Annotated in this window: 13 protein-coding genes; 9 read left to right on the top strand and 4 right to left on the bottom strand. The window is 65.9% G+C overall.

The features are described from left to right. Complete coding sequence (locus tag C1878_RS03535; RefSeq protein ID WP_114600322.1) at positions 1-3,075, top strand: mechanosensitive ion channel domain-containing protein; 3,075 nt, start codon at positions 1-3, stop codon at positions 3,073-3,075. A 96-nt stretch (positions 3,076-3,171) separates the two neighbouring features. Beyond that, complete coding sequence (locus C1878_RS03530; protein ID WP_114600321.1) at positions 3,172-4,959, top strand: ABC transporter ATP-binding protein; 1,788 nt, start codon at positions 3,172-3,174, stop codon at positions 4,957-4,959. Between the two features lie 350 nt (positions 4,960-5,309). Here the strand turns inward: C1878_RS03530 and C1878_RS03525 are convergent, their stop codons facing one another. After that, a complete protein-coding gene (locus tag C1878_RS03525) occupies positions 5,310-6,269 on the bottom strand; it encodes a hypothetical protein (RefSeq protein WP_114600320.1) in 960 nt (319 codons plus the stop codon). 188 nt (positions 6,270-6,457) lie between these two features. Between C1878_RS03525 and C1878_RS03520 the strand changes: the two genes are divergently transcribed. Next, positions 6,458-7,786 (top strand): DNA repair protein, encoded by a 1,329-nt coding sequence (locus C1878_RS03520; protein WP_114600457.1) that lies wholly within the window; start codon positions 6,458-6,460, stop codon positions 7,784-7,786. Further along, complete coding sequence (locus C1878_RS03515; RefSeq protein ID WP_114600319.1) at positions 7,779-8,102, top strand: hypothetical protein; 324 nt, start codon at positions 7,779-7,781, stop codon at positions 8,100-8,102. Before C1878_RS03520 ends, C1878_RS03515 begins: the two co-directional genes overlap by 8 nt. A gap of 167 nt (positions 8,103-8,269) precedes the next feature. Here C1878_RS03515 and C1878_RS03510 read toward each other — a convergent pair whose 3' ends face one another. Continuing rightward, positions 8,270-10,807: an excinuclease ABC subunit UvrA gene (locus tag C1878_RS03510; RefSeq protein ID WP_114600456.1), complete on the bottom strand. Its 2,538-nt coding sequence runs from the start codon at positions 10,805-10,807 to the stop codon at positions 8,270-8,272. A 169-nt stretch (positions 10,808-10,976) separates the two neighbouring features. Continuing rightward, positions 10,977-13,130 (bottom strand): Tex family protein, encoded by a 2,154-nt coding sequence (locus tag C1878_RS03505; protein ID WP_114600318.1) that lies wholly within the window; start codon positions 13,128-13,130, stop codon positions 10,977-10,979. 441 nt (positions 13,131-13,571) lie between these two features. On the opposite strand from C1878_RS03505, the gene C1878_RS03500 reads away from it, so the two are divergent. The 3 genes from C1878_RS03500 (at position 13,572) to C1878_RS03490 (ending at position 19,983) form a co-directional block, all read left to right on the top strand. After that, entirely contained in the window at positions 13,572-16,205 is a 2,634-nt protein-coding gene (locus C1878_RS03500; RefSeq protein WP_114600317.1) for a YhgE/Pip domain-containing protein, read from the top strand. Further along, the gene (locus tag C1878_RS03495) at positions 16,198-18,384 is read left to right on the top strand and encodes a YhgE/Pip domain-containing protein (protein ID WP_114600316.1); all 2,187 of its coding nucleotides are present in this window, start codon (positions 16,198-16,200) and stop codon (positions 18,382-18,384) included. Before C1878_RS03500 ends, C1878_RS03495 begins: the two co-directional genes overlap by 8 nt. A 333-nt stretch (positions 18,385-18,717) precedes the next feature. Next, complete coding sequence (locus tag C1878_RS03490; protein ID WP_114600315.1) at positions 18,718-19,983, top strand: Rid family hydrolase; 1,266 nt, start codon at positions 18,718-18,720, stop codon at positions 19,981-19,983. Positions 19,984-20,109: 126 nt separating this feature from the next. On the opposite strand, the gene C1878_RS16705 is transcribed toward C1878_RS03490, so the two are convergent. Continuing rightward, entirely contained in the window at positions 20,110-22,902 is a 2,793-nt protein-coding gene (locus C1878_RS16705; RefSeq protein ID WP_199519279.1) for a PAS domain-containing protein, read from the bottom strand. A gap of 460 nt (positions 22,903-23,362) precedes the next feature. On the opposite strand from C1878_RS16705, the gene C1878_RS03465 reads away from it, so the two are divergent. Both C1878_RS03465 and C1878_RS03460 read left to right on the top strand, forming a co-directional pair. Continuing rightward, complete coding sequence (locus C1878_RS03465; protein ID WP_114600314.1) at positions 23,363-25,318, top strand: fructose-1,6-bisphosphatase; 1,956 nt, start codon at positions 23,363-23,365, stop codon at positions 25,316-25,318. An 87-nt stretch (positions 25,319-25,405) separates the two neighbouring features. Continuing rightward, entirely contained in the window at positions 25,406-26,293 is an 888-nt protein-coding gene (locus C1878_RS03460) for an aldose 1-epimerase family protein (protein WP_114600313.1), read from the top strand. Positions 26,294-26,336: the final 43 nt, after the last annotated feature.

The following is a 26,336-nucleotide window of genomic DNA, read 5'->3' as shown; positions in this document are numbered from 1 at the left end:
ATGTCGAGAAAACTCAAAGTCAAGATCGCCATCCTCATCGCGGTCGCGGCGGTCAGCATGGCCGCCATGGGCGTGTTGCTGGCCACGATGCAGACCGACCTGTCGCTGGACGGCTACACCCAGGAAATGCAGCAGGAGGCGGGCGCGCTTCCCGATTTGCTGGTGGACGCCGACGACGGCGTCAAGCAGAACACGGCCACGTACGATGCCATATTCCAATCGAAGGCCGAGAGCGTGGCTTTCATGGCGAACAACAACACGGGGTTCGAAGCCACGCCGGCGAAGATGGCCGAGTACCAGGATCTTCTAGGCGTCGACAACGTCATGGTGGTCGACCGCGAAGGGAATCTGATCGCGCAGGCTCAGGACACGCGCGCGAATTTCACCTACTCTCGCTTCAACCAGCTGCGCACGGTGTTCGAGGACGGGAAGCCGTCGAAGGCGGTGGAGATAGAGCTGCCCGACCAAGACTGGCTCATGCGCTACTACGCCGCCCGCATCGACGATTCCACCATGGTGGTGATCGAGCAGAACCCCGCGGAGCTGCGCGAGTTGACGCAGATCGCGGGTTCCACCGAAAGCGTGCTCAAGAACATCGCCATAGGCCAGCACGGCTATATGTTCGCGGTGTCGGCGCAAGACTACCTGGTTGAGTACCACCCGAACAGGAACCTGGTGGGCGCCGACGCCATCGACAAGGGAATCGACGCGGCCGATTTGGAAAACGGCGCCTTCTCGTGGATGACGCTGGACGGCGAGTCGCTGTACTGTCACGTGAGCAAGATCGGCGACACGTACTACATCGCCGCCGTGCCCGAAAGCGACATGGCCGCCACGCGCAACATCACGGTGGGCGTCATCCTGTTCATCTTCTTCGCGGTCATGGTCGTGGTCATCATGTACGGCGTGTTCGTCATGCGCGAGGACGAGCGCCAAGGGCACGACTCCGAGAACTATCGCGAAATGGGGCCGTTGCGCTACAACAAGGTCATCGGCAGGAAGGCGGCCGTGCTGTCGCTCGTGGGCTTTTTGGGCATCCTGCTGGTGTCGTTCTACATGCAAACGCTGTTCGCGCTCTCGTCGCAGTCGGTGGCCAACAACGAGCGCGCCGACGAGATGGTGGAGACCATCCAACGCGCGAACGACCGCACGGACGATCTCAGCAACCAGTACGGCGAGCGCTACCTGAGCAAATGCCGCGTGGCGGGTTACATCCTCGATCGCAACCCCGCGCTGGCGAACAGCGACGATTTGAAGAAGCTCGGCGACGTGCTCCAGATACAGTACCTGTACGTCTACGACGAGACCGGCTTCATGACGGCCACCAGCTCCTCGTACACGAACTTCACCTTGAGCGAGAACCCCGACGACCAGTCCTACGAGTTCAGGAGGCTGCTCCAGGGCGCCGACGCGGTGGTCCAGGAGCCGCGGGCCGACGACATAACCGGCGAGCTGCGCCAGTACATCGGCGTGTCGCTGCATGACGCGAAGGGCAACGCGAGCGGCCTCGTGCAGATCAGCGTCCGCCCGACGCGCTTGGAGAACCTGCTGTCCACCGTGCAGATCGGCAGCGTGCTCGACGGCGTGAAGGCCGGATCCGACGGGTTCGCCTTCGCGGTGAGCAAGGCCGACGACACGTTCGCCTACTTCCCCGACCAGCGGCTCGTCGGCAAGAACGCGCTCGAGCACGGCATGACGGAAAACCAGCTGAAGGACGGGTACTGCGACTACGTGTCCGTCGACGGCGTGCAGTACTACGCCTCATCGGCCGAAACGGACGACTACTACCTCTACATCGCCGGCGCCGAAGGCGAGCTCATGGCCGAGCGCGTTCCCCTGACGCTCGCCACGGGCGGCGTGGCCCTGGTGTGCCTGGCGGTGATATTCCTGCTGCTGTCGTTCGAACCCCGTCGCAGCTCCTCTGCGCCTCGGCGCAAGGAGGAGGGAACCGAATCGCGCATGTTCGACGTGAAGATGCCGAGCGGTCGTGTGGCCAAGACCGAGTCCGCCGCAAGCCGCTGGCTCGACCGATCGTTCAGGTGGGAAGAGCGCACGGCCGAGCAGAAGACGGCAGCGGTGGTGAAGTGGCTCGTGGGCATCTCGGTGGTCGCCGTGTGCGTGGCCGTGGTGTTCCAGGACCGCTTCTTCGGCAGCAACTCCATCTTCTCCTACATTCTTGGCGGCGAGTGGGAGCGCGGTCTGAACGTGTTCGCCCTTACCGCATGCCTCATGTTCGTGTGCGTGGCCCTCACCGTGGTCGCGGTGGTGCAAAAGCTGCTGAACCTGCTGGCCACCGTGCTGGGCGCCCGCGGCGAGACCGTGTGCCGCCTGTTGGGCAGCTTCATCAAGTACGCCACCATCATCGGCATGCTGTACTACTGCCTGGCCCTGGTGGGCGTGGACACCACGACGCTGCTTGCCTCGGCGGGCATCCTGTCCATCGCCATCAGCTTCGGCGCGAAGGAGCTGGTGTCGGATATCCTGTCGGGCCTGTTCATCATCTTCGAGGGCGAGTTCCGCGTGGGCGACATCATCAAGGTGGGCGACTGGCGCGGCACCGTGGTGGAGATAGGCGTGCGCACCACGAAGGTGGAGGACGGCTCGCAGAACATCAAGGTCATCCGCAACAGCGACATCAGCAACGTGATCAACATGACCAAGGAGACGTCCTACGCCTCGTGCGACGTCGGGATAGAGTACGGCGAGTCGCTCGAGCGCGTGGAGAACATCCTGGCAAAGGAGCTGCCGTTCGTCCGCAAGCGCCTGCCGGCCATCATCGACGGCCCGTTCTACAAGGGCGTGGTGGCGCTGGGTGACAACAGCGTGAACATCCGCATCGTGGTGCAGTGCGCGGAGACGGACCGCATCCAGCTGGAGCGCGACCTGAACCGCGAGATGAAGTTGATCTTCGACAAGTACGACATCAGCATCCCGTACCCGCAGGTGGTGCTTAACCAGCCCACCGAGTTCAAGAAGGCGACAGACGCGGAGAAGCGCAGCGCCGACCAGTTCAACGAGCAGCAGAAGGCCGCTGCGAAGGAGCTCGGAAACGAGGAAGAGGATCAGACGCGGTAGGCCCTTGCGGCCGAAGCGCGCTACGAGGCCCGGGAGTTGTCCCGGGCCTCGCCTTGTTGTGGCATAATCAAGCGGATGCAAGAGAAGGGAATCCGCATGGCACGAACCGGGGCTCCGTCGACGACGCGCCGCACGCTCCACTACTTCTGGCTGGTCACCCGAAAGCACCTCGGGTTGTTCGCCGCGCTCATGACCGCGACGTTTCTGTTCGTGGCGCTGCTTTCGTACGGTAACCCCTACGTCATGAGCCTCGTCGTGGATCGCGTGAGCGCGGGCTCGGTGGCGCCCGACGAGGTGTTCGCGGTGTTCGGCCCCTACATCCTGGCGCTCATCCTCATCAACGTGGCCGGCCAGGCGGCCAGCAAGGTGCAGGACTACACCATGTACCGGCTGGAGATCGCCGCATCCTACGATTTGGCTACCATGTCGTTCGACGCGCTGTCGAACCAATCGATGTCGTTCCACTCCAACCGTTTCGGCGGCACGCTGGTCAGCCAGACGACGAAGTTCATGAGCGCCTACCAGCTTCTGCTGGAAACCATCACGTTCCCGTTTCTGCCGGTCATCTGCTCGGTGGTGTTCACCTGCGCCATCCTGGCGCCCCGCGTGCCGGTGTACGTGGCCATCCTCATGGTGCTGCTGGCGGTGTACGCGGGCGTGTCGTACTACATGTACAAGCGCATCCTGCACCTCAACGAGCAGGCGGCCAGCGCGCAGAACCAGCTGTCGGGCGAGCTGTCCGATTCGGTGGCGAACATCCTGGCGGTGAAGACTTACGGGCGCGAGGATTACGAGCGGGGGCTGTTCGACCAGGCGAACCGCGAGGTGGTGGCGCGCGACTCGAAGCGCATGTGGGCGTCGCTGACGCGCGGCATCGTGACGGCGTGCATCACCATCGTCATCATGAGCGTGGTGGCCGTGTTCATCGCGGGCGGCAACGCGTGGTACGGCATCACGCCCGGCACGCTGGTGGTGATGTTCACCTACACCTACACGGTGACGAACCAGTTCAACTTCATCAACAACGGGCTGCAGCGCTTCAACCGCGCGTTCGGCGACGCGAGCGGCATGACCGTGATCCTCGACGAGCCGCGCCTCGTGGACGACAAGCCCGGCGCGCCCGAGCTGGAGGTGCGCGAGGGCGCCATCGACTTCGAGGGCATCGACTTCTGGTACACCGACGGCGACGCGTGCACGCACGTGTTCGACGACTTCGAGCTGCACATCCCCGCGGGCCAGCGCGTGGGCCTCGTGGGCACGAGCGGGGCGGGGAAGACCACGCTCACGAAGCTGCTGCTGCGCCTGTCCGACATCCAGGAGGGGCTCATCCTCATCGACGGGCAGAACATCGCCGAGACGACGCAGCAGTCGCTGCGCCGCCAGATCGCCTACGTGCCGCAGGAGGCGCTGCTGTTCCATCGCAGCATCGCCGAGAACATCGCCTACGGGCGGCCCGACGCCACGATGGAGCAGATCCGCGAAGCGGCGCGCCAGGCGAACGCGCTGGAGTTCATCGAGCGGCTGCCGCAGGGCTTCGACACCGTCACGGGCGAGCGCGGCGTGAAGCTGTCGGGCGGGCAGCGCCAGCGTATCGCCATCGCGCGGGCGCTTCTGGCCGACTGTCCGGTGCTCGTGCTGGACGAGGCCACGAGCGCGCTCGACTCCGAAAGCGAGCAGCTGGTGCAAGACGCGCTGGCCACGCTCATGCGCGGGCGCACGTGCATCGTGGTGGCGCACCGCCTGTCCACGGTGGCCAGCCTCGACCGCATCGTGGTGCTCGACGGCGGCAAGGTGGCCGAGGACGGCCCGCACGCCCGGCTCATCGAGGCCGGCGGCGAGTACGCGAATTTGTGGAGCCGCCAGACGGGCGCGTACCTGGAATAGGGAGGCGTGGCGTTCGCATGCGGCGGCACCGACGCGGGTGCGTGCAGCGCGGCCGAGGGGTGCGGATGGGCGTTGCAGGCGGTCTGCGCGCGGAGCGCGGTGCCGCCGCGGGTGCAGACGGCCTGCGTGTCTGATTTGGCGAATCGTGGCCGAATATGACGGAAATTTGTCATCTTGAAGCTTCGGTTTTTGTCGTGCGCATGGGGTCTCCAGCAGCCTGCAGTGTTTCCCCTGTTCGCGAAAGAGGCAATACTCGCAACCAACCATGTGCGGTATACCGCATGACGAACTTCCGTCGTATTCGGCCACGAGCGCGCACAGGAGCGACATCGAAGAACCGGAAGGCGGCGTTAACGAAGCAGTTCCGAGCGAAGCGCGAGCTGTCGGGCGGGGTAGTCGCGGCATCGCGGTCTGATCCTTGTGCCCAAGTGCCCGGCCAGGATGCGTGCGAAACGGTTGTACTCGCGATAGTTGGTCACTTGCCGCCACGTTGCGGTCACTACGGTGAGGCCGAGGGATTCGAGCGCGTTGCGACGCGCGGCGTCCTCGGCGATGCGCGTCGCGCCGGTGTGGCACAGCGTGCTGTCGTACTCGACGGCCACCTTCTCGCCGGGCCAGAGCAAATCGCATCGGAAGAAATCGCGGTCGGTGATCCAGCCGGCTCGCTTGCCGAGCGGGACGGGGGCGTTCATGCGCGGCCGGGACACGTTGCTTCCTCCCCGCGTGCAGGGAAGCGTCAGCAGCGCGGTCAAGGTGGACTCGCGCGGAGAAGCCGACCCGCTCATCACGAAGGGAAGCGCCTGACGCGCGGCTTTCGCGCCGCGTACACCCTCGATCCTGTTCAGGTAGGCGGCCAATCTCGCGGGCGTGGTGAGGGGCGTCCTGTTCCTGACGCGGTAGGGCTGGCTTTCGTCGGGTGCGTAGGTGCCGCAGAGCTCGCAGCCTAGATGAACCGCGCGGGGGAAGCTCAGGAGCGAGGCCAGGTGAACGAAGGTCAGCTCGGGGCTCGTGACAAGAAGGGCCTCGCCACCGTTTGGAAGCGTGATCGCTCGCAGCGAGCCGACGGGCAGGGGCTTCGTTTGATGAACGACGAGCCCGGGCGTGTTCCTTCGGTGCCCATCGAGTGCCAGGACGTGGACGGGGAGGGAAAGGGCTCCGTTTTTGACAAGCGGGTGTTCCTGCGCGAAAAACGAGGTCGGCGCGTTCTCGGGGAGCTTGCACGTGCGGCACGGATCGCGCGCGGAGCCCGCGTCGCTGAGGGCGGAGCGCCAGAATTCGAGTGCGGACGTATAGGCGAGGATCATGTTCATGGCGCGAGTGTACCATGGTGTAATACCTGATGAGAGTAGAATTTTTCGGCGTTGGATTCGAGCAAGATCCGCGCAAGATCCATGCAATATCCGCACAAGGTTTCCGTTGGAAAAGAAGTATACTGTACGAACAAGTGTTTCTATGATTGTGCGGTGAGGAGGGCGGCGTGGCCAAGGAGCGCACGTACATGTGCATCGATTTGAAGAGCTTCTACGCGAGCGTCGAATGCGTCGACCGCGGGCTGGACCCGCTGACGGCGAACCTCGTCGTGGCCGACCCCGACCGCACGGAGAAGACCATCTGCCTGGCCATCACGCCGTCCATGAAGGCGCTGGGGCTTTCGAGCCGCTGCCGCGTGTTCGACATTCCCACGGGCGTGGACTACGTCATGGCGAAGCCGCGCATGCAGCGCTACATGGAGGTTTCCGCCAACATCTATTCCGTCTACTTGCGCTATGTGTCGCCCGAGGACGTCCACGCGTACTCTATCGACGAGTGCTTCATCGACGCGACGCCGTATCTGGCGTTGTACCAGGTGAACGCCAAGGAGTTCGCCGTCATGCTCATGGACGCGGTGCTGGCCGAGACGGGCATCTGCGCCACGGCCGGCGTGGGCACGAACCTGTTTCTGGCCAAGGTGGCGCTGGACATAACGGCGAAGCACGTGGACGACCATATCGGCTATCTCGACCAGGCCGAGTTCGAGCGCACCATTCAAACCCACCGGCCCATCACCGACATCTGGAACATCGGTCCGGGCATCGCGAAGCGCCTGGCGAAGTACGCCGTGTACGACCTGCGCGGCGTGTGCGAGATGAGCGAGAGCACGCTGTACCGCGAGTTCGGCGTGAACGCCGAGTACCTGATCGACCACGCTCACGGGGTGGAGCCGTGCACCATCGCCGACATCCACGCCTACGAGCCCAGCGCGCACTCGCTGATGAACGGCCAAGCGCTGCCGTGCGACTACGCCCACGACGAGGCGAAGGACGTGCTGAAGGAGATGGTGGACCAGCTGGTGCTCGACCTGGTGGACAAAGGCTTGGTGGCCGATTCGATATCGCTGTACGTGGGGTACGCGAAAGAGCGGGGAGCGGATGCGGATCCGGATGGGCGGGAGGGGCCCGGCGCGTATTTCGACGGCGGCCACGGAAGGCGTCCCGCAAGCGGCAGGCGCGGCGGAGCCCACACCGGCGCCACGCGCCGACAGCCCGACCGCACGAACCTCTACTCCAAGCTCATGCCGCGTTTCCTCGACCTGTTCGAGGAAACGACGCGCAAGGACCTTCCCATTCGTCGCATCAGCGTGGGCTTTGGAGGCGTGATGCCCGAGGAATTCGCCACGATGGACCTGTTCACAGACGAGGCTGCGGAGGCCGAGGAGCGCAACCTGCAAAAGGCGGTGCTGGCCGTGAAGGACCGGTTCGGCAAGAACGCGCTTCTGCGCGGCACCAGCTTGAAGGAGAAGGCCACGGCGCGCGAGCGCAACGAGCAGATAGGGGGCCACCATGCCTGAGCAGCGCCCCCGCGCCGACCGCGCGCAGCAGTTCATGCCCTTCGCGGCGCTCAGGGGCTACTACGACCTCATCCGCGAGCGCGAGCGCACGGTGGAGCCGAAGCGCGAGCTGACCGACGAGGAGGCGCTCGAGCTGTCGCAGCGCTTCGCGCAGGTGGAGCGGCGCACGATGGCGCGCGTCGTCCACTACGACGGCGAGGCGTACGTGACGACGCGCGGCCTAGTGAGCGACATCGACCTCGCGGCCCGTACTGTCACCGTCGTCCGCACCCGCATCGCCTTCGACGACATCGCGGACATCGAGGTGGATGCATAGCCTTTGCTTCTTTTTCGCCGTTCCTTCCTTTGTCATCCTGAGCGAGCAAAGCGAGTCGAAGGATCTTCAGCGCAGGAGGTCTCCCGTTGTCGAAGATCCTTCGACTGCGCTCAGGATGACAGCCGGGGAGCCTTGCTCGCTCGGGGTGCCGGTCGGCTCGCCTGGTCCTACAGGTACCTGCCGGTGACGCTATCGGGGTTCGCGGCCGCCTCCTCGGGGGTGCCGACGGCCACGATGCGGCCGCCGAGGGCGCCGCCGCCGGGGCCGAGGTCCACCACGTAGTCGGCGTTGGCGATGACGTCCAGGTCGTGCTCGATGACCACGACCGTCGCGCCGCGTTCCACCAGGCGCTCGAACACCTCGAGCAGCGTGCGCACGTCCAAGGGGTGCAGGCCGATGGTGGGCTCGTCGAACACGAACACGGCGTCTTCCTGCTCGCGCCCCATCTCGCTGGCCAGCTTCAGGCGCTGGGCCTCGCCGCCCGACAGCGCCGGCGTGGCCTCGCCCAGCGTGAGGTAGCCGAGCCCTAGGTCGTGAAGCGTCTGCAGGCGGGCACGCGCCTTCTTGAGGTCCGCCACGGCTTCCAGGGCCTCGTCCACGCTCCGGGCCATGAGGTCGGGCAGCGAGACCATATCCACCGGGTCGTCGGCATGCGGCCGGCGGATGCGGTCGGCCTCCGGGGCGTAGCGCGAGCCGCCGCACACGGGGCAGGTGATGTCCACGTCGGGCAGGAACTGCACGTCCAGGCTGATGGAGCCCGTGCCGTCGCATTCGGGGCAACGCAGCTTGCCCGTGTTGTAGGAGAAGTCGCCCGCTTTAAGCCCGGCTGCCTTGGCGTCGGGCGTGCGCGCGAAAGCGCGGCGCAGCTCGTCGTGGACGTCGGCGTAGGTGGCCACGGTGGAGCGCACGTTGATGCCGATGGGGGAGGCGTCGATGAGGTTCGCGCGATCGATGCCCTCGGCCTCGATCGCGCAAACGTGGGCGGGGAGCTTGGCGCCGCTCGCGCGCGCCTTGAGCGCCGGGACGAGGCTCTCCAGCACGAGCGTGGTCTTGCCCGAGCCGGACACGCCCGTCACGGCGGTCAGGCGGCCACGCGGGATGGCTACCTCGAGCGGCTTCACCGTGTGCAGCGCGTCCGTGGCCAGCCGGATGCGGCCGAGGTCGAAGACGTGCTCCGCTGCCGCGCGCCGGCGCACGCGCACCGACTGCGCGCCGGAGAGGAAACCGCCGGTGCGCGAGGCGGGGTCCGCCTCGATCTGGGCCACGGAGCCCTGCGCGATCACGCGCCCGCCGTCCGCGCCGGCGCCGGGGCCTATCTCGACGATGTGGTCGGCGGCGGAGAGGATGCGCGTGTCGTGGTCCACCATGACGATGGAGTTGCCGTCGGCCAAGAGGTCGCGCATCACGTCCAGGAGGCCGTCCACGTTCGACGGGTGCAGGCCGATGGACGGCTCGTCCAGCACGTACAGCACGCCGGTGGTGCGGTTGCGCACGGCGCGAGCCAGCTGCACGCGCTGGCGCTCGCCGGTGGAGAGCGTGGAGCCCGCGCGGTCGAGCGCGAGGTAGTCCAGCCCCAGGTCAACGAGGCGGCCGGCCGTGTGCTGGAACGACTCGGCGATGTTCGCGGCCATCGGGCGCATCTCGGGCGCGAGGCCGTCGGGCACGGCATCCACCCATGCGACCAGCTCCCCCAAGGTCTTCGCGGACGCCTCGGCCAGGTTGATGCCCGCCACCTGCGGCCGGCGCGCCGCCTCGGATAGGCGCGTGCCGTGGCAGACGGGACAGGCGCCCTGCTTGAGGAAGCGGGCCACGCGCTTCAGGCCCTTCTCGTCCTTCACCTTCGCCAGCGCGTTCTCCACGGTGTAGACGGCGTTGTAGTAGGTGAAGTCCAGCTCGGCGAAGGTGTCGGTCTTCTTGGCCTTGTACAGGATGTGCTTCTTCTCGGCCGGGCCGTTGAACACGATGTCGCGCTCGGCGGGCGTCAGCTGGTTGAAGGGCACGTCGGTGCGCACGCCCATCTCGCGCGCGACCTGCTTCATGAGGTCCCACATGAGCGTGCTCCACGGCGCGACGGCGCCCTCGTCGATGGAGAGCGTCTCGTCGGGCACGAGCGAATCCCGATCCACGGTGCGCACGATGCCCGTGCCGTCGCACTCGGGGCAGGCGCCGCCGCTGTTGAAGGCCAGGTCCTCCGCGCCGGGGCCGAAGAACTCCACGCCGCAGACGGGGCACGTGATGGGGCGCTCCGCGGCGACGTTCAGCGTGGGAGGCACGCGGTGGCCGTTCGGGCACACGTGGCTGCCTGCGCGCGAGAACAGCAGGCGCAGGCTGTTCAGCAGCTCGGTGGACGTGCCGAAAGTGCTGCGCACGCCGGGCACGGCGGGGCGCTGGTGCAGGGCGAGGGCCGCGGGCACGTGCAGCACCTCGTCCACCGCCGCGCGGCCCGCCTGCGTGAGGCGCCGCCGCGTGTAGGTGGAGAGCGCCTCCAGGTAGCGGCGCGATCCCTCGGCGTACAGCACGCCCAGAGCGAGGGAGGACTTGCCCGACCCCGACACGCCCGCGATGCCCACGAGCCGGCCGAGCGGGATGTCCACGTCGATGTTCTTCAGGTTGTGCACGCGCGCCCCGCGCACCTGGATGCGGTCGGGGCCGTGCTGGCAGCGGTCTGCGTTTGCCGCCGTTGCGTTCGAATGGACCGGTTCCATGCCGAAGGATCGCCTGCTTTCCGCGTAGTCGGTTTCTTTGACATGGTAGTGTATCGAGGCGGTTTTCCGCCCTTTCACCCCTCTTTTCCGCATTTCGTTCGCCAGCGGATGCTGTGCTGCAAGAAGGGAGCCCGCCCTGCCGATGGGGCGGAGGATCGGGGGAGGGGCTTTACGCCTTGCCCTTCACCATGGAAAGGGAGATCTTGCCGCGGTCCTTGTCCACGCCGGTCACCCACACGGTGACCGTGTCGCCCACGGCTACCACCTCGCTCGGGTGCTTGACGAAGCGGTCGGCCATCTTGGACACGTGCACGAGGCCGTCCTGCTTCACGCCCACGTCCACGAACGCGCCGAAGTCCACGACGTTGCGCACGGTGCCGGTGAGCTCCATGCCCGGCGCGAGGTCGTCGAAGTCGCGCACGCCCTCGCTGAACACGACCTCCGGCGCGTCGTCGCGCGGGTCGCGGCCCGGCTTCTCCAGCTCGGCCACGATGTCGCGCAGCGTGGGCGCGCCCACGCCCAGCTCGGCGGCCAGCGCGTCCACGTCGCCGAGGCGGCTTGCGATGTCGGGGACGCCGCCGTCCGCGAGCGCTTCGGGATTCACCTTCGCCCGCTTGAGCAGCTCACCCGCTGCGGCGTAGCTTTCGGGGTGCACGCTCGTGGCGTCCAGCGGGTTCTTCCCGCCGCTGATGCGCAGGAAGCCCGCGCAGTTTTGGAAGGCCTTCGCGCCCAGCTTCGGCACCTTCTTGAGCTCCTTGCGGTCGGCGAACGCGCCGTGCTCCTCGCGGTAGGCCACGATGTTTCGGGCTACGGCGGCGCTGACGCCCGACACGTAGCCCAAGAGGCTGGGACTGGCCGTGTTGAGGTCGACGCCCACGCGGTTCACCACGTTCTCCACCACGCCCGTGAGCGCGCGCTCGAGCGCCGCCTGGTTGAGGTCGTGCTGGTACTGGCCCACGCCGATGGACTGGGGCGGGATCTTCACGAGCTCCGCCAGCGGGTCCTGCAGGCGGCGGCCCAGGCTCATGGCGCCGCGCGTGGTGACATCGAGGTCGGGGTACTCCTCGCTCGCCAGCTTGGACGCCGAGTACACCGACGCGCCGGCTTCGTTCACGATGGTGTAGCGCACGGGTTTATTCAGCTGGGGTATGAGGTCGGCCACCACCTCCTCGGTCTCGCGGCTGCCCGTTCCGTTGCCGATGACGATGACGTTGACGTCGTAGCGCCGCACGTACTCCGCCAGCCGTGCCTGCGTCTCCTTCACCTGGGAGCGCGGCGGGGTGGGGTAGACGGTGGTGTGGTCGAGCAGCTTGCCGTACTCGTCCAGCACGGCCACCTTGCAGCCCGTGCGGTAGCCGGGGTCGAGCGCGATGACGCGCGCGCCGCGCACGGGGCGCTGCTGCAGCAGGCTCTCGGTGTTCTTGGCGAACACGCGGATGGCGTCCGTCTCGGCGCGCTCGGTGAGCTCGGCGCGCAGGTCGCGCTCCACCGACGGCGCGATCAGGCGCTTGTAACCGTCCGTGATGGCGGCTTTCAGGGGCGCGGCGAACGGGCCGGTGCCGCGCACGATGCGGCGCTCCAGCTGTTCGATGGCCGCATCGGCGTCGACGCGCACCTTCACCTTGAGCTTGCCCTCCTTCTCGCCGCGGTTGACGGCGAGGACGCGGTGGTTGGGGATGCGCGTCAGCGGCTCGGAGAAATCGTAGTACGCCTCGTAGACGGTCTTCTCGGCGGCGTCGGCCGCCTCGACGGCGAGCGCGCCGTTGCGCTTGGTGAAGGTGCGCAGGGCCGCGACGTGCTCGGCGTCGTCGGCGACGACCTCGGCCACGATGTCCTGGGCGCCCTGCAGCGCGGCTTCGGGGGTGGGGAAGCCGGCTTCCGCGTTCACGAGGTCGGCGGCCAGGGCCAGCGGTTCCTTGCCGCTGCGCCCCTGAGCGAGGATGAGCAGCGCGAGCGGCTCGAGCCCGGCGTCGCGCGCCTTCGAGGCTCGGGTGGCGCGCTTCTTCCGATAGGGCTTGTACAGGTCCTCCACGCGCTGCATGACCGTGGCGGCCTCGATCTTCGCGCGCAGGTCGGCCGTGAGCTTGCCCTGCTCCTCGATCGAGCGCAGCACCTCGTCTTTGCGGGCCTCGAGGTTGCGCAGGTAGGCAAGGCGCTCGTCCAGGTCGCGCAGCGTGGCGTCGTCCACGCCGCCGGTGGCCTCCTTGCGGTAGCGGGCGATGAAGGGGATGGTGTTCCCCTCGTCGATGAGGGCGATGACGGCCGCCACCTGCGCGGCGGTGAGGTTCAGCTCCTGGGCGATGGTTGCTTGGATGGAAGGCACGGTCTTTGCTCCTGATCTCGAGGATGTGTCGGCTTGCCATTATAGGCGATGACGGGACGCAACTGGGAGAGGCGGAAGCCTGGCAGCGCTTGCGAAAGGAGGTCGTCCCTGTTGTCGTCCTGAGCGGAGGCCGCAAGGCTGCCCCCGTTGTCATCCTGAGCGGAGGCCGCAAGGCCGGAGTCGAAGGATCTTCGGCAACAGAGGGCTTTCGTTCTTGAAGATCCTTCGACTGCGCGCTTCGCGCTCCGCTCAGGATGACAACGGGGGTCCGGCTTCGGTTTCCGCAGGATGACGAAAAAGGTTCGGCCTTCGGTCTCTGCTCGGGCCTTCGCTGCGGATTGACAAAACGCGCCGATCCGTCAAACTTGCCTGACGGTCCCTCGCGGTAGGAGTATCATTGACCGGTATTTCGATCGGGTGCGGAAAGGGGTCTCGGCGGGCATGGGAAACGTGTGGCGCGTATTCAAGCGCGATGTCCTGCGCCTGCTCAAAGTGCCTCCGGCCCTGGTGGTGGTGCTCGCCCTGCTCGTTTTGCCCTCGGTGTACACCTGGTACAACGTCGTGGGCTTCTGGAACCCCTACGACAACACGGGCAACCTGCGCGTGTGCGTGGTGAACGAGGACGCGGGCGGCAAGAGCGACCTCACCGGCGAGCTGCACGTGGGGGACATGATCGTGGACGAGCTGCATGAGAACACGCAGCTCGACTGGGCGTTCACCGACCGCGACGCCGCCATGCGCGAGCTTGAGTCGGGGGAAAGCTACGCCGCGTTCGTCATCCCCGAGAACTTCACCGAGCAACTGCTCTCGTTGACCACGGGGGATTTCACGCAGCCCAAGCTGGAGTACTACGTGAACGAGAAGGCCGGCCCTGTGGCCCCCAAGATCACCGACACGGGCGCCAGCACGCTCGACGAGACCATCAACTCGACGTTCGTGTCCACGGTGAGCGACGTCGCCGCCGACGCCATCGACCAAGCGCTGGACGAGTCGCGCGAAACGATGGACGCGTCGCGCTCCCGGGCCGTCTCCGAGATAGCGGAGGTCGTGCGGGCGGTGGGCGACGCCCGCGCCTCGTTCGCGGAGATATCGTCGGCCACCGACCAGGCGCAGGGCAAGGTGGGCGATGCGAGGGACGCGCTCGGCCGCGCGCGCACGGCGGCGGGGACCGCAAGCGACGCGCTTTCGACCATTTCCGACCTGACGATGCGGATGCAATCCGAGCTGGCGGGCTTCTCCGCGGCGGCCATGCCCGCCGTGAGCCAAGGGCTGGCTGCGGTTTCCCAGGCGTCTTCCAAGGCGAACGAGGCGGCGTCCGGCCTTATCGGCGCGGCGGGAGAGGCCCAGGGGAGCATCGGCACCACGCTGGCGCAGGGGCAGGCCGTGGTCGACGAGAGCAAGGCCCTCGCCGCCTATCTGCGGGAGTTGGCGGATTCGCAGGTCGACGAGACGGCCAAGCAAGCGATGCGGGACATCGCCGACGAGCTCGACAGAAACGCCGCCGACGCCGAGAAAACGTTGGAGGGCCTGGGCAAGCTCAACGACCAGGCGGGTAGCGCCACGCAGGCCGTGTCGCAAGCGAGCGATTCCCTCAACGCCGCCGTGCAGCAGGCGGCCAGCGGAGCCGAGGCCTATTCGAACAGCCTGTTCGGCACCACGATACCCGCCGTCAACGAGAGCCTGGCGCAGCTGGGCGCGACGTCGGCGTCGCTGGCGACCGCCGTGTCGAACCAGCGCTTGCTCATCGACCAGGCCCAGCTCGTGCTCGACCAGCTTTCCTCCACGCTGGGCGTCGCCAAGGACGCGCTCGGCCAAACCGACGGCATGCTCGGCGACCTCGAGCGGGACATGGACACCGTGCGCACGGACGTGCTGGCGCTGAGCGAATCGGATGCCCTGACGAAGGCGTTCGGCGAAGACGGCCTCGACGCCTCCAAGATCGCCGACTTCATGGGCTCTCCCACCGAGCTCGTCACCGAGCAGCTCTACGAGCTGAACGCCTACGGCTCGGCCATGGCCCCGCTGTTCATGAACCTGACGTTTTGGATAGGCGCCTTCATGCTGCTGGTCATCATGAAGCAGGAGGTGGACGGCGAGGGCATTCGCAACCTCACCGTCACGCAGCGCTACCTGGGCCGCTTCCTGCTGCTTGCGGCCATGGCCGTGCTGCAGGCGGTGATCTGCTGCGCCGGCGTGCTGGCGCTCGGCGTGCAGGCCGCCAACGCGGCGGCGCTGTTCTTCGCGGCCGCCGTGGCCTCGCTTTCGTACCTGAGCATCATCTACGCGCTTTCGGTCACGTTGCAGCACATCGGCAAGGGGATCTGCATCGTGCTCGTGTTCGCGCAGATTCCGGGCGCCACGGGGTTGTACCCCATCGAGATGACCTCGGGCTTCTTCCAGGCCGTCTACCCGTTCTTCCCGTTCACGTACGGCATCGGCGCCATGCGCGAGGCCATATGCGGCTTCTACGGATCGCACTACGCGGACGCCATCGGCACGCTGGCGCTGTTCTTCGCGCTGTTCATGGCGCTGGGGCTGCTGGTGCGTCCCCTGATGGCGAACGTCAACCGCATGGTGGCCGGCCAGGTGAGGGAAAGCGGCATCTTCAACGGCGAGGACGTGGAGATACCCGCGCGCCCCTACCGGTTCTCGCAGCTGTTCCGCGCGCTGTCGGACAAAGACGAGTACCGCGAGGAGCTGCAGGCGCGCTACGAGCGCTTCGCGCGATGGTACCCGCGCCTCATCCGTGCCTCCGTGGCCCTGGGCCTGTCGGTGCCGGTCGCGCTCACGGTGGTCTTCGCGCTCACGCCCACCGAGAAGGTGTGGCTGCTCACCGCGTGGCTGGTGTGGCTGGTGGCGGTGTTCGTGTTCCTGGTGGTGCTGGAGAGCCTGCGCGCCAGCTTCGAGCGGCAGATGAGGCTCGACGACATGACCGAGGAAGGGCTGCTCGGGTTGGGCGCTGCGCGCAACGCCATGGAGCGCTCGGGCGCCGAGACGGATGCGAACGCGAGTTCCGACGTCGACGCCGACTGCGACGCGAGCGACGGGGCGGAAGGGGGCGCTGCTCGTGAGTAACGTCTGGCACCTCGTCCGCAGCGACTTCAAGCACCTGTTCGCGAACGCGATGAGCGTCATCATCGTGGTCGGGCTGGTGGTCATGCCGTCCATCTTCGCGTGGTACAACATCATCGCCTGCTGGAACGTGTTCGACAACACAGGCAACCTCACCGTGGCCGTGGCCAACGTCGACGAAGGCTACGAGAGCGATCTGGTGCCCTTGCGCGTGAACGTGGGCGAGCAGGTGGTGTCCGCGCTGCGCGCCAACGACGAGATCGACTGGACCTTCACCACCGAGCAGGACGCCGTCGACGGAGCGAAGTCGGGCCGCTACTATGCGGCGGTGGTCATTCCGCAGGGCTTCAGCAGGGACATGCTCACGTTCTATTCCAGCGACGTGCAGCACGCGAAGATCGTCTACTATTCCAACGAGAAGAAGAGCGCCATCGCCCCCAAGATCACCGACAAGGGCGCGGACTCCGTCTCGTACCAGGTGAACGAGGTGTTCGCGGAAACGCTTTCCGAGGTGGCGCTGGGAATCGCCAATTCGCTCACCAAGTACGCCGACGAGTCCGGCCTGGACGGCCGCATCGCCGACGTCGCCGACCACGTGCGCAGCATGGGCGACCAGACGGAGCGGACGGCGTCGGTGCTGGCGCTGTACTCGTCGCTCGCGCGCGCGTCCCAGTCGCTCATCTGCGACTCCGCGAAGCTCGTGGACGCGGCCCAAGGCGAGATCGACGGCATGGGGGCCGCGGCATCGCAGGGCGCGTCGTCGGCCGAGAGCATGGTCGATGCGCTCAGGGCCTCGCTCGACGATCTTTCGCGCGCCATCGAGAGCAGCGGGCAGGGTTTCGAGGCCGTGTCGAGCTCCGTCGACGCGCTCTTCGACACCGCTTCGGCGGGGGCGCGGGAATGCGCGGCGCAGATGCGCAGCCAGGCCGAGGTGCTCGACGGGCAGGTCGCCCAATGCGAGGCCATCGTCGACGAGCTCGAGAAGCTGCGCGAGAGCGTGCCCGACGAGTACCGGCCGGCCGTCGATGCCGCGATCGCCCGCTTGAACGCGTCCATCGACCTGATGGCGGGCATGCGCGACAACCTGAGCAGCGCCGCCGCCAAACTGGAGGCGGGCGATGCCGACACGCAGGCCGAGCGCGAGGAGATCAAGCAGCTGGCGAACCAAGCGCGGCAAAACGCCGCCGCCCTCAAAAACGAGTTCGACACCGACCTGAGGCCGGGCCTGCAGCAGCTTGCCGACGACGCGGCCTCCCTTGCCGCCAATGTGGGCGCCGGCATGGACAACCTGCGTTCCGCGGGCTCCGGCCTGTCCGATTCGGCGGGATCCGCCGGCGGCCTGATGGGGGGCGCCGCAGACAAGATCGACGCGGTCGTCCAGAAGCTGCACGACGCCTCGGCCGGGTTGGGCACGCTGGCGGACGGCATCGACCAGGCGCTGGCCACCGGCGATGTCGAGCTGCTCCGCCAGGTGCTGGGGTCGGACTCGCAGGTGCTGGCGAAGGCGCTGGCGGCCCCGGTGGGCATCGAGCGCGTCGCCGTGTTCCCGGTGGACAACTTCGGATCCGCCATGGCCCCGCTGTACACGACGCTCGCCCTGTTCATCGGCTCGCTTCTCATACTGGTGGTGGTGAAGCCGACGGTTTCCGGGCGCGCGCGGGAGGGTCTGGCGGATCCGAAGCCGCACGAGCTGTTCCTGGGCCGCTTCGGGGTCATGTCGTTCATCTCGCTTGCGCAGACCACGCTCATGGGTTTGGGGAACATGCTGTTCTTGCAGGTGCAGGTGGCGGACCCGATGCTTTTCATGCTGTGCTTCTGGACGGCGGGCCTGGTGTTCACGTTCCTTATCTACGCGCTGGTGGCGGCGTTCGCCAACCTGGGCAAGGCCATCGCCGTGCTGCTGCTGATCGTGCAGGTGACGGGCTGCGGGGGGTCGTTCCCGCTGCAGTTGCTGCCGTCGTTCATCCAAGGTCTCAGCCCCTGGCTGCCCGCCACGCACGTGGTGAACGCCATGCGCGCCGCCATGTTCGGCGTCTACGGCAACGACTTCTGGATCGAGATCGGCTTGCTGCTGCTGTTCCTGGTGCCTGCGGCGCTCGTCGGCCTCGTCTTGCGCAAGCCGCTGGCGAAGTTCATGAACTGGTACGTGGAGCAGGTGGAGTCCTCCAAGCTGGTGGGGTAGGCCGGAATTGATGGACTTTCTGCGGAGGGCGCGGAAACGCCGGAAACCAATCGGCGAGCGGTAGGTGCGATAATCCTGCATGAAACGCGGGCTTCGCACCCGTTTTCTGCATGGCGCCCCCAGGGGCTTCCACATTTTCCGGCGAACGGTCTATCGCCTGATTTCCCCGAAAAAAGAAATCGCTCGAAACCTGTTTTGTGCATGTGCACAAAACGATATAATGCAGCCTTCCCAAAAGACGGGGCTCGATGGAACGGCCCAAAGGGGAAGGCAGGCCCGCGCGGCCTGGTTGCAGGAATCGTTAAGCGGAGCACTATACAAGGGAGGTACTACATGAGCGGCGACAACGTGGTATTGGCAAGGAACACCGACGACGCCCCGAAAAGCCCTCTGCGTTCGCAGACCGTGGCGTTCTCGCACTACAACAACATCTCGGCCCAGCTGCCCATCGACCCGGAGACCGGCGAGATCGTCGAGGGCGGCGTCTTGGAGCAGGCCGAGCAGTGCTTCGAGAACCTCGAGGCCATCGTCGAGAGCATCGACCACTCGCTGAACGACGTTGCCAGGCTCACCGTCTTCGTGCGCGACATCCGCGACATGGACGCCGTCGACGAGGTGTACCGCGCGTTCTTCGCCACCTACGTTCCCGCGCGCACGGTCATGGCCGTGGCCGACCTGCCGATGGGCGCCCTGGTGCAGATCGAGGCGCTGCTGACGAACGGCGAGGGCACCATCCCGAACGAGCCGCAGGCGGGCGACCTGGTCAAGTACACGAACAACACGCACAACGCCCCTTACGACGCCCTGTCCACGCAGACCGTGGCCTTCTCGCACTACAACAACGTCACGGCCCAGCTGCCCCTCGACCCGAAGACGAACCAGATCGTGACAGGCGGCGTGGCTGAGCAGACGGCCCAGTGCCTCAAGAACGTCAAGGCCATTCTGGAGAGCATCGACGTGCCCTTCGACGATATCGTCAAGATCACCGTCTTCCTGAAGAACCTCTCCGACCTCGACGCGGTGAACGAGGTGTACACGCGCTTCTTCCCGGATTCCGCCATCGCCCGCGCCGTGGCCTACGTGCCCGCCCGCACCGTAGTGGAGGTCGCCGAGCTGCCGATGCACGCCCTCGTGCAGATCGAAGCCGTGGTGTCCCATGGCGACGGCACGCCCCCGCAGGAAGTGGAGGCCCGCCACGGCCTCATCATCGAGGCGAACAACACGACGAACGCCCCGATCGACCCGCTGTCCACGCAGTCCGTGGCCTTCTCGCACTACAACAACATCTCGGCGCAGATCGGCGTCGACCCCGCGTCGGGCAAGCTGGTGGCCGGCGGCGTGGCCGAGCAGGCCGAGCAGGCGCTCAAGAACATCAAAGCCATCATCGAGAACGTCGAGCACACGATGGAAGACGCCGTCAAGGTGAACGTCTACTTGAGGAACCTCGACGACCTCGCCGCCATCGAGGACGCGTACGCCCGCTACTTCACCGGCGCGCCCGCGCGTCGCGTGGTGGGCACCTCGGCCCTGCCGATGGACGCCCTGGTGCAGATCGACGCGATCTTCGGCAACGCCGAGGGCACCCCGCCGCTGGCGTAGCGAACGCAGCGGCATGAACGCCGAACGGCCCTCGGATCCGGTTTTGCGGTCCGAGGGCCGTTCTCTGTTGCGCAGGGGCGGTTCGAGCGGACCTTCGACCTTCGACCTTCGACCCGTCCTGCTCCGCTACTCCGCCCCTTGCCTGTTGCGGTGCTTGTTCTCGTACATCGCCTGATCCGCTTGGCGGATCAGATCGCTCAGCGAGAACGGGCGCTCGCCCCAAGCGGTTCCCACGGCGGCGGTAACGGGGGTTCCGCTCTCCCTCGCCAGCTCGCCCATGTCCGCCTTCCACTGCTCGACCAGCTTCTCAAGCTCGGACTCCGTGCCGTCGCACACCACTGCGAGGAACTCGTCGCCGCCGTAGCGGTATCCGTGGACGCGGTCGTTGGCGAGGGAACGGATGCCGTCTGCGACGAGGCGCAGCAGCACGTCTCCCTGGGTGTGGCCCTGCGTGTCGTTCACTATCTTGAGGCGGTTCACGTCGAAGAACAGGATGCCGCAGGACTGGAGCTCCTGGTACGCGCCCATCCGCATATGCGCGAGCTTCGTTCGGTTGAACAGCCCGGTCAGCTCGTCGCGCTCGGCCATCTCGCGCTCTTCAAGGGCCAACTGGTCGGTGAGGTCGGTGTAGTATCCGCTCAGCAGCAGGTTGCCGTCGCGGTCGTCGGTCACCCGGTAGAACACCTGCATGGGCACGTAGCTGCCGTCGCCGCGTATGAGCCTCAGGCGCAGCGTCAGCGTTTCCCTCGTGACGATCAGGTTCTCCAACGCGCGCTTCGCCATCTCGTTGTCGTCGGGGTGCACGCCGGTGAAGCCGTCCGCGCTGTAGAACTCGACGCACTCGCGGTGGCTCATGCCGCTCATACGGCAGAACTCCTCGTTGATGAAGACCGGTACGGTCTTGCCGTCGGGGCTCACTCGCTGCTGCACGAAGCCCCCGGGCATGTCGTTCATGAGGTCCCGCATGACGCGGTTGTCGCGCAGGATCTGCTCTTCGTTGTCGCGGCGCTGGAGGATGGCGGTCACGGAGTCGCCTAGGCCCATGAGGTGGCTGATGTGGACGATGTGCCGTTTCGGGTTGTCCACTCCCATGAACCCGACAAGCCGTTTCCCGACCCGTAGCGGAACGAGGATGATGCTGTCAATGCCCTGGCTCGTGATGATTCGTTCCGCGTCGATTCCGCTGTTCGCTATCGTGCTCTTGCTGTCAAGGTAGATGCTTTCGCCTTTTCGCAGCAGATCGAGAGCATATTCTTGAAGCTCGAAAGGCACGTGCTGCAGGTTGTCCTTTTCCGGCGTCACCCCCGGAGCGCACACCTCGTAGGTGTTGGACGTTTCGCGCTTCTCGTCGTTCGATTCGAAGATATAGGATCGGTCCCCGCCGAAGTACCCCATCGTCTTTCGGAGCGCCGAGTGGATCGCGTCGTGAGGGTCGTCGCCTGTGAGCAGGCAGCGGGACACGTCGTTGAGGAAGCGCAGCTGCTCGTTGGTCTCTCGGGCCAGTTGCTCGGCCCTGCGCTGGTCTGCCAGCGCGACGCTGAGCGAGCGGGTTTCTTCGTTGATGGGCGTGTAGGTGGTGTACATGACGGTTTTCTGCTCTTCTTTTTCGACGATGCGACCCACCAGATGGAATGCGACGTAACCGCCTCCGCCCTTCAGCACGCGTACGTCGGTCTCCACGTCGCAATTCTGCCGGATGGCGTCGTCGATGCACCGCGTAAGCCTCTCGCGGTCGTCGGGGTGTATGGCCTGGATGGAGTCGTGCGCGCGCAGCTCTTCGTCGCATCGGTTCACCAGCTCCATGTAGCGCTTGTTGATGTGCGGAGAGTCTATGGTGCCGTTCGCGTCGATCTCGAAGATGATGGCCCCGCAGGGCAGGTTGTCGAGCAGCTCCCGCTGGCGCTCTTCCTGCTCCGCCTCTGTGGTCATATCGGCGTAGTAGCCGTTCGTGTACTGCGACCCGTCGGGTTCGGTGGTGGTTCGGTAGAACGCTTGGAACGGCACGTAGCCTTTCTCTCGGTGGAGGAAGCGCGCTCGCGCCGAGAACATGGCGTCTTCCTCCATGGCCTTCGCGGCCGCCCGTTGGATGCCGGAAATGTCGTCGGGGTGCACGCCCGCGTAGGCGTTTTCGGTGTAGAGCGCCATGGCTTCGTCGTGGGTCATGCCCATGATCTCGCAGAAGCCGTCGTTGATGAACTCGGGGACCGCGTTGCCGCCGGGCAGCATCTTCATGCGCACGAAGCCGCCGGGGGTGTCGTTCATGAGGCGTTGCATGAGCTCGTTGTCCTTCTCCATGCGCATGACGTGGTCGCGCCTTAGGAGCATGGCTGCTATATAATCGCCGACGGACGCCAAGATGCTCGCATGCCGAGCGTTCCTTTTCGGGTTGTCCACTCCCGTGCAGCCGATAAGTTCGCCGTCGTTCCACAGGGGCACGAGGAAGACGTTGCGGATGCCCTGCCGCTGGAGAATTCGCTGCTCCTCTTTGCCGGCGGGCGGCATGTCGTCCACGCTTTCGATGCAGACCACGCGGCTGCTGCGGAATTCCTCCAAAAGATAGCTTTGCTTTTGATAGGGCACGTTTTGCAGGTTCGGCTTTTCCGAAACGACGTGCGGGGCGCACACCTCGTAGGTGTTGCTGGATTCCCGCCTCTCGTCGTCGAGCTCGAAGATGTAGGATCGATCGCCGTCGAAGTGCTCCAGGATCTTCTGCAGCGCCTGGTGAATAGCTTCGTCCGGGTTCTTGCCGACGATCAGGTAGCGGGAAATATCGCCGAGAAAGAGGAGCTGCTCGTTCATCTCCCGCGCAAGGACCTCGGCATCGTGCGGGTCGGCGAGCACCTCGCTTCGATCCGTGCCCTTTTTCGCTGCGGGCTGCGGGGTCTCCGCCTTTTCTTCGGCTGCGTTCGTCTCGGTCATACGTTCCCTCTTCTTATACGGGCCGCGCTCCCTTGAACGGGACGACGCAATCCGGACGTGGGTTTCGCAAAGTGCGCTCCGAACAGGGGAGGCGCAGAAGGCCTCGCGGTTCGACGGTATTGCGGTAAATGCTAGACCGCTTACCCCATTCTACCCCAAGTCGATCTTCCGTTGCGGCTGCGGATCGAACAAACGCGCCGGCTCTCGCAGCTTGCAGGAGGAAAACGCGTCGCGAGTCCTTGGCTGCTCGGACGGGATGCGATGTCCGCGTGCGGTTCGCGGTGCGGAAGGGCTCTGCGAAGCTTGCGAAGAGGGGCTTGGCGGCGCTCGGCCGGAAAAGACACGGACTTTTTCCATCGACTATTCGTGCCGTTTGGATGCAACGTCGCCCCATGCGGCGCGCAAGCGGCTACTATAAAACGGTTGACGTGCTGAACGGTACCCTGCAAGGAGGCTGTACATGGATGTGACGGAAAAGCGGTACTTGGAACTTCTCTCCCGGTCGTTTCCCACCGCCGCCAAGGCTTCGGCGGAGATCATCAACCTCAGCGCCATCCTGAACCTTCCGAAGGGCACCGAGTTCTTCGCCTCGGACATTCACGGCGAGTACGAGGCGTTCTCGCACATCCTGCGCAACGGCTCCGGCTCCATCCGCCTCAAGATCGACGACGTGTTCGGCGACGCCTTGAGCGCCGAGGAGAAGCGCTCGCTGGCCACGCTCATCTACTACCCGCGCGAGAAGATGGAGCTGGTGCTTTCCCAGACCGACGACCCGCAGGCGTGGTACGAGGAAACGCTGCCGCGCCTCGTGGCCGTGTGCAAGCGCGCCGCCCAGAAGTACACGCGCTCCCGCGTGCGCAGGGCGCTGCCGCGCGACTTCGCCTACATCATCGAGGAGCTGATGACGGAGGACCGTCACGGCGCGGACAAGAAGGCCTACTACGCCGCCATCATCGACGCCGTCATCCGCACGGACCGCGTGGGCGCGCTCATCGAGGCGCTGTGCCTGCTCATCCAGCGTTTGGCCATCGACCATCTGCACATCGTGGGCGACATCTACGACCGGGGACCGTACCCCGACGTCATCATGGACACGCTCCAGGGTTACCATTCGCTCGACATGCAGTGGGGCAACCACGACATCGTGTGGATGGGCGCCTCGCTCGGCCAGCGCGGCTGCATTGCGCACGTCGTGCGCAACTGCGCGCGCTACGGCAACCTGTCCATCTTGGAGGACGCCTACGGCATCAACATCCTGCCGCTGGCCTCGTTCGCGCTCGATGCGTACGCCGACGACCCCTGCGTCGCGTTCGGCCTGAAGGGCAACCCCGACCTGCCGCCGCAAGAGCTGGAGATGAACGTCAAGATCCAGAAGGCCATGGCCATCATCCAGTTCAAGGTGGAAGGCAAGCTCATCGACGAGAACCCCGGCTTCGGCTTGGAGGGGCGCAAGCTGCTGGACAAGATCGACTACGAACGCGGCACCGTGATGCTGGACGGCACCGAGTACGCGCTCACCGACACGGTATTCCCCACGGTGGACCCGGCCGATCCCTACCGGCTGACGCCCGAGGAAGAGGAGGTCATGCAGCGCCTCGAGCAGGCGTTCACCGGCTGCGAGAAGCTGCAGCGCCACATGCGCTTCTTCTTGGAGGCGGGGAGCCTGTACAAGGTGTACAACAACAACCTGCTGTTCCACGCGTGCGTGCCGCTGAACGCGGACGGCTCGCTCATGGAGACGGACGTATTCGGCACGAAGTACAAGGGGCGCGCTCTCTACGACGTCATGGAGCGCTACGTGCGCGCGGCGTTCTTCGACCCCGACCCCGAGATGCGCAAGCGCGGCCGCGACCTCTTGTGGTACATGTGGCTGGGGGAGGGCTCGCCCCTGTTCGCGAAGAGCAAGATGGCCACGTTCGAGCTGTACCTCATCGCCGAGAAGGAGGCGCGCAAGGAGGTCAAGAACCCGTTCTACACCTACCTGGACGACGAGCGCGTGATGGCCGGCGTGTTCGAGGATTTCGGGCTGGACTTCGAGACGTCGCGCATCGTGTGCGGCCACATCCCCGTGAAGGTGAAGGACGGCGAGGATCCGGTGAAGTGCAACGGGCACGTGCTCACCATCGACGGCGGCTTCTCGAAGGCCTACCAGCCCACCACCGGCATCGCGGGCTACACGCTGATCTCGAACTCGTACGGCTTCGTTCTCGCTGCGCACGAGCCACTCGAGTCGATGCGCGCCGCCGTGGTGAACGAGCTGGACATCCACTCGTCCCGCAGCGTGGTGGAGAGCCTGGACAAGCGCACCCTCGTGGCCGACACCGACATCGGCGCCGAGCTGAAGCAGCAGATCGCCGAGCTGGAGGAGCTGCTGGCCGCATATAGGCGCGGCGAGATCGCGGAGTGCGGGAAGTAGGAAGGCGTTGCTTCGTGGCGAGTCTTCTCAAGCGTGGCAGCACGTTCCCTATTTAAAAAGATTTCCTTGCAGGGTGGAGGATTGTCGATGGCGGATCCGTTGATATGCGCGCTCGAAAACGACGCGCTTGCCGTGCGCATCTCGTCGGTGGGCGCGGAGTTGCAGAGCGTCGTGCGCGACGGTATCGAGCGCATGTGGTCGGGCGATCCGGCCGTGTGGGGGCGACGGGCGCCCTTGCTGTTTCCCTTGATCGGTCGTTTGAGGGACGGGGAGTACGAGCTTGACGGCCGCAGGATAGCCGCGCCGACGCACGGCTTCTGCCGGGACCGCGCGTTCGCCGTCTTGCAAGAGTCGCACACGCAGGTGCGCTTCGAGACGGCATCCGACGAAGGCACTCGGGGCGTCTATCCCTTCGGCTTCCGCTTGACCGTGGATTTCTCGCTCGAGGGCGGCACCCTTGTCAAAACGCATACCGTGGAGAACACGGGCGACGCTCCCATGCCGTTCGAGCTGGGCGGCCACGAGGCCTATGCGACGCGCCTGCTACCCGGCGAGCGCATGGCCGACTACCACGTGCTCTTCGAGAGACTCGACAAGATCGAGATGTTCGGTATGGACGAGGCGGGCATCCTGACGCTGCCGAAGATCGCGGTGCCGCTGGAAGACGGCCGTCTGGCGAAGACGCCCGAGCAACTGGGCATTGACACCATCGTGCTGGAAAACGTGCCCGGCAGCACGGCCATGCTGGCTTGCTCCAAGAACGGCCATTCGGTCACCGTCGAGTTCCCCGACTTCCCCTACCTGGGCTTGTGGACGAAAGCGGGGCAGAACGACGCGCGCTACCTGTGCATCGAGCCGTGGTCGGCCCTGCCCGATGCCCGTTTCTCCCCGCGCGAGCTGGCCGAGAAGCCCGGCGTGCGCACGCTCGAGCCGGGCGAGAGCGCCACATTGGCCTACCGCATGACCTTCCGATAGCTATTTCGCGCCCAGGGGTCGTTCGGTTGCGATGCAACGCGTT

The sequence above is a fragment of the Gordonibacter sp. 28C genome, assembly GCF_003339845.1.
In the GTDB taxonomy this organism is placed as follows: domain Bacteria; phylum Actinomycetota; class Coriobacteriia; order Coriobacteriales; family Eggerthellaceae; genus Gordonibacter.
The sequence above is the reverse complement of the archived record's forward strand: the minus strand, read 5'-3'. Positions and strand labels throughout refer to the sequence as shown.

Excerpts from the sequence above, each read along its gene's own strand:
- C1878_RS03535 (WP_114600322.1), top strand. The coding sequence starts at position 1 with ATGTCGAGAAAACTCAAAGTCAAGATCGCCATCCTCATCGCGGTCGCG.
- C1878_RS03530 (WP_114600321.1), top strand. The coding sequence starts at position 3,172 with ATGGCACGAACCGGGGCTCCGTCGACGACGCGCCGCACGCTCCACTAC.
- C1878_RS03525 (WP_114600320.1), bottom strand. The coding sequence starts at position 6,269 with ATGAACATGATCCTCGCCTATACGTCCGCACTCGAATTCTGGCGCTCC.
- C1878_RS03520 (WP_114600457.1), top strand. The coding sequence starts at position 6,458 with ATGTGCATCGATTTGAAGAGCTTCTACGCGAGCGTCGAATGCGTCGAC.
- C1878_RS03515 (WP_114600319.1), top strand. The coding sequence starts at position 7,779 with ATGCCTGAGCAGCGCCCCCGCGCCGACCGCGCGCAGCAGTTCATGCCC.
- C1878_RS03510 (WP_114600456.1), bottom strand. The coding sequence starts at position 10,807 with ATGGAACCGGTCCATTCGAACGCAACGGCGGCAAACGCAGACCGCTGC.
- C1878_RS03500 (WP_114600317.1), top strand. The coding sequence starts at position 13,572 with ATGGGAAACGTGTGGCGCGTATTCAAGCGCGATGTCCTGCGCCTGCTC.
- C1878_RS03490 (WP_114600315.1), top strand. The coding sequence starts at position 18,718 with ATGAGCGGCGACAACGTGGTATTGGCAAGGAACACCGACGACGCCCCG.
- C1878_RS16705 (WP_199519279.1), bottom strand. The coding sequence starts at position 22,902 with ATGACCGAGACGAACGCAGCCGAAGAAAAGGCGGAGACCCCGCAGCCC.
- C1878_RS03465 (WP_114600314.1), top strand. The coding sequence starts at position 23,363 with ATGGATGTGACGGAAAAGCGGTACTTGGAACTTCTCTCCCGGTCGTTT.
- C1878_RS03460 (WP_114600313.1), top strand. The coding sequence starts at position 25,406 with ATGGCGGATCCGTTGATATGCGCGCTCGAAAACGACGCGCTTGCCGTG.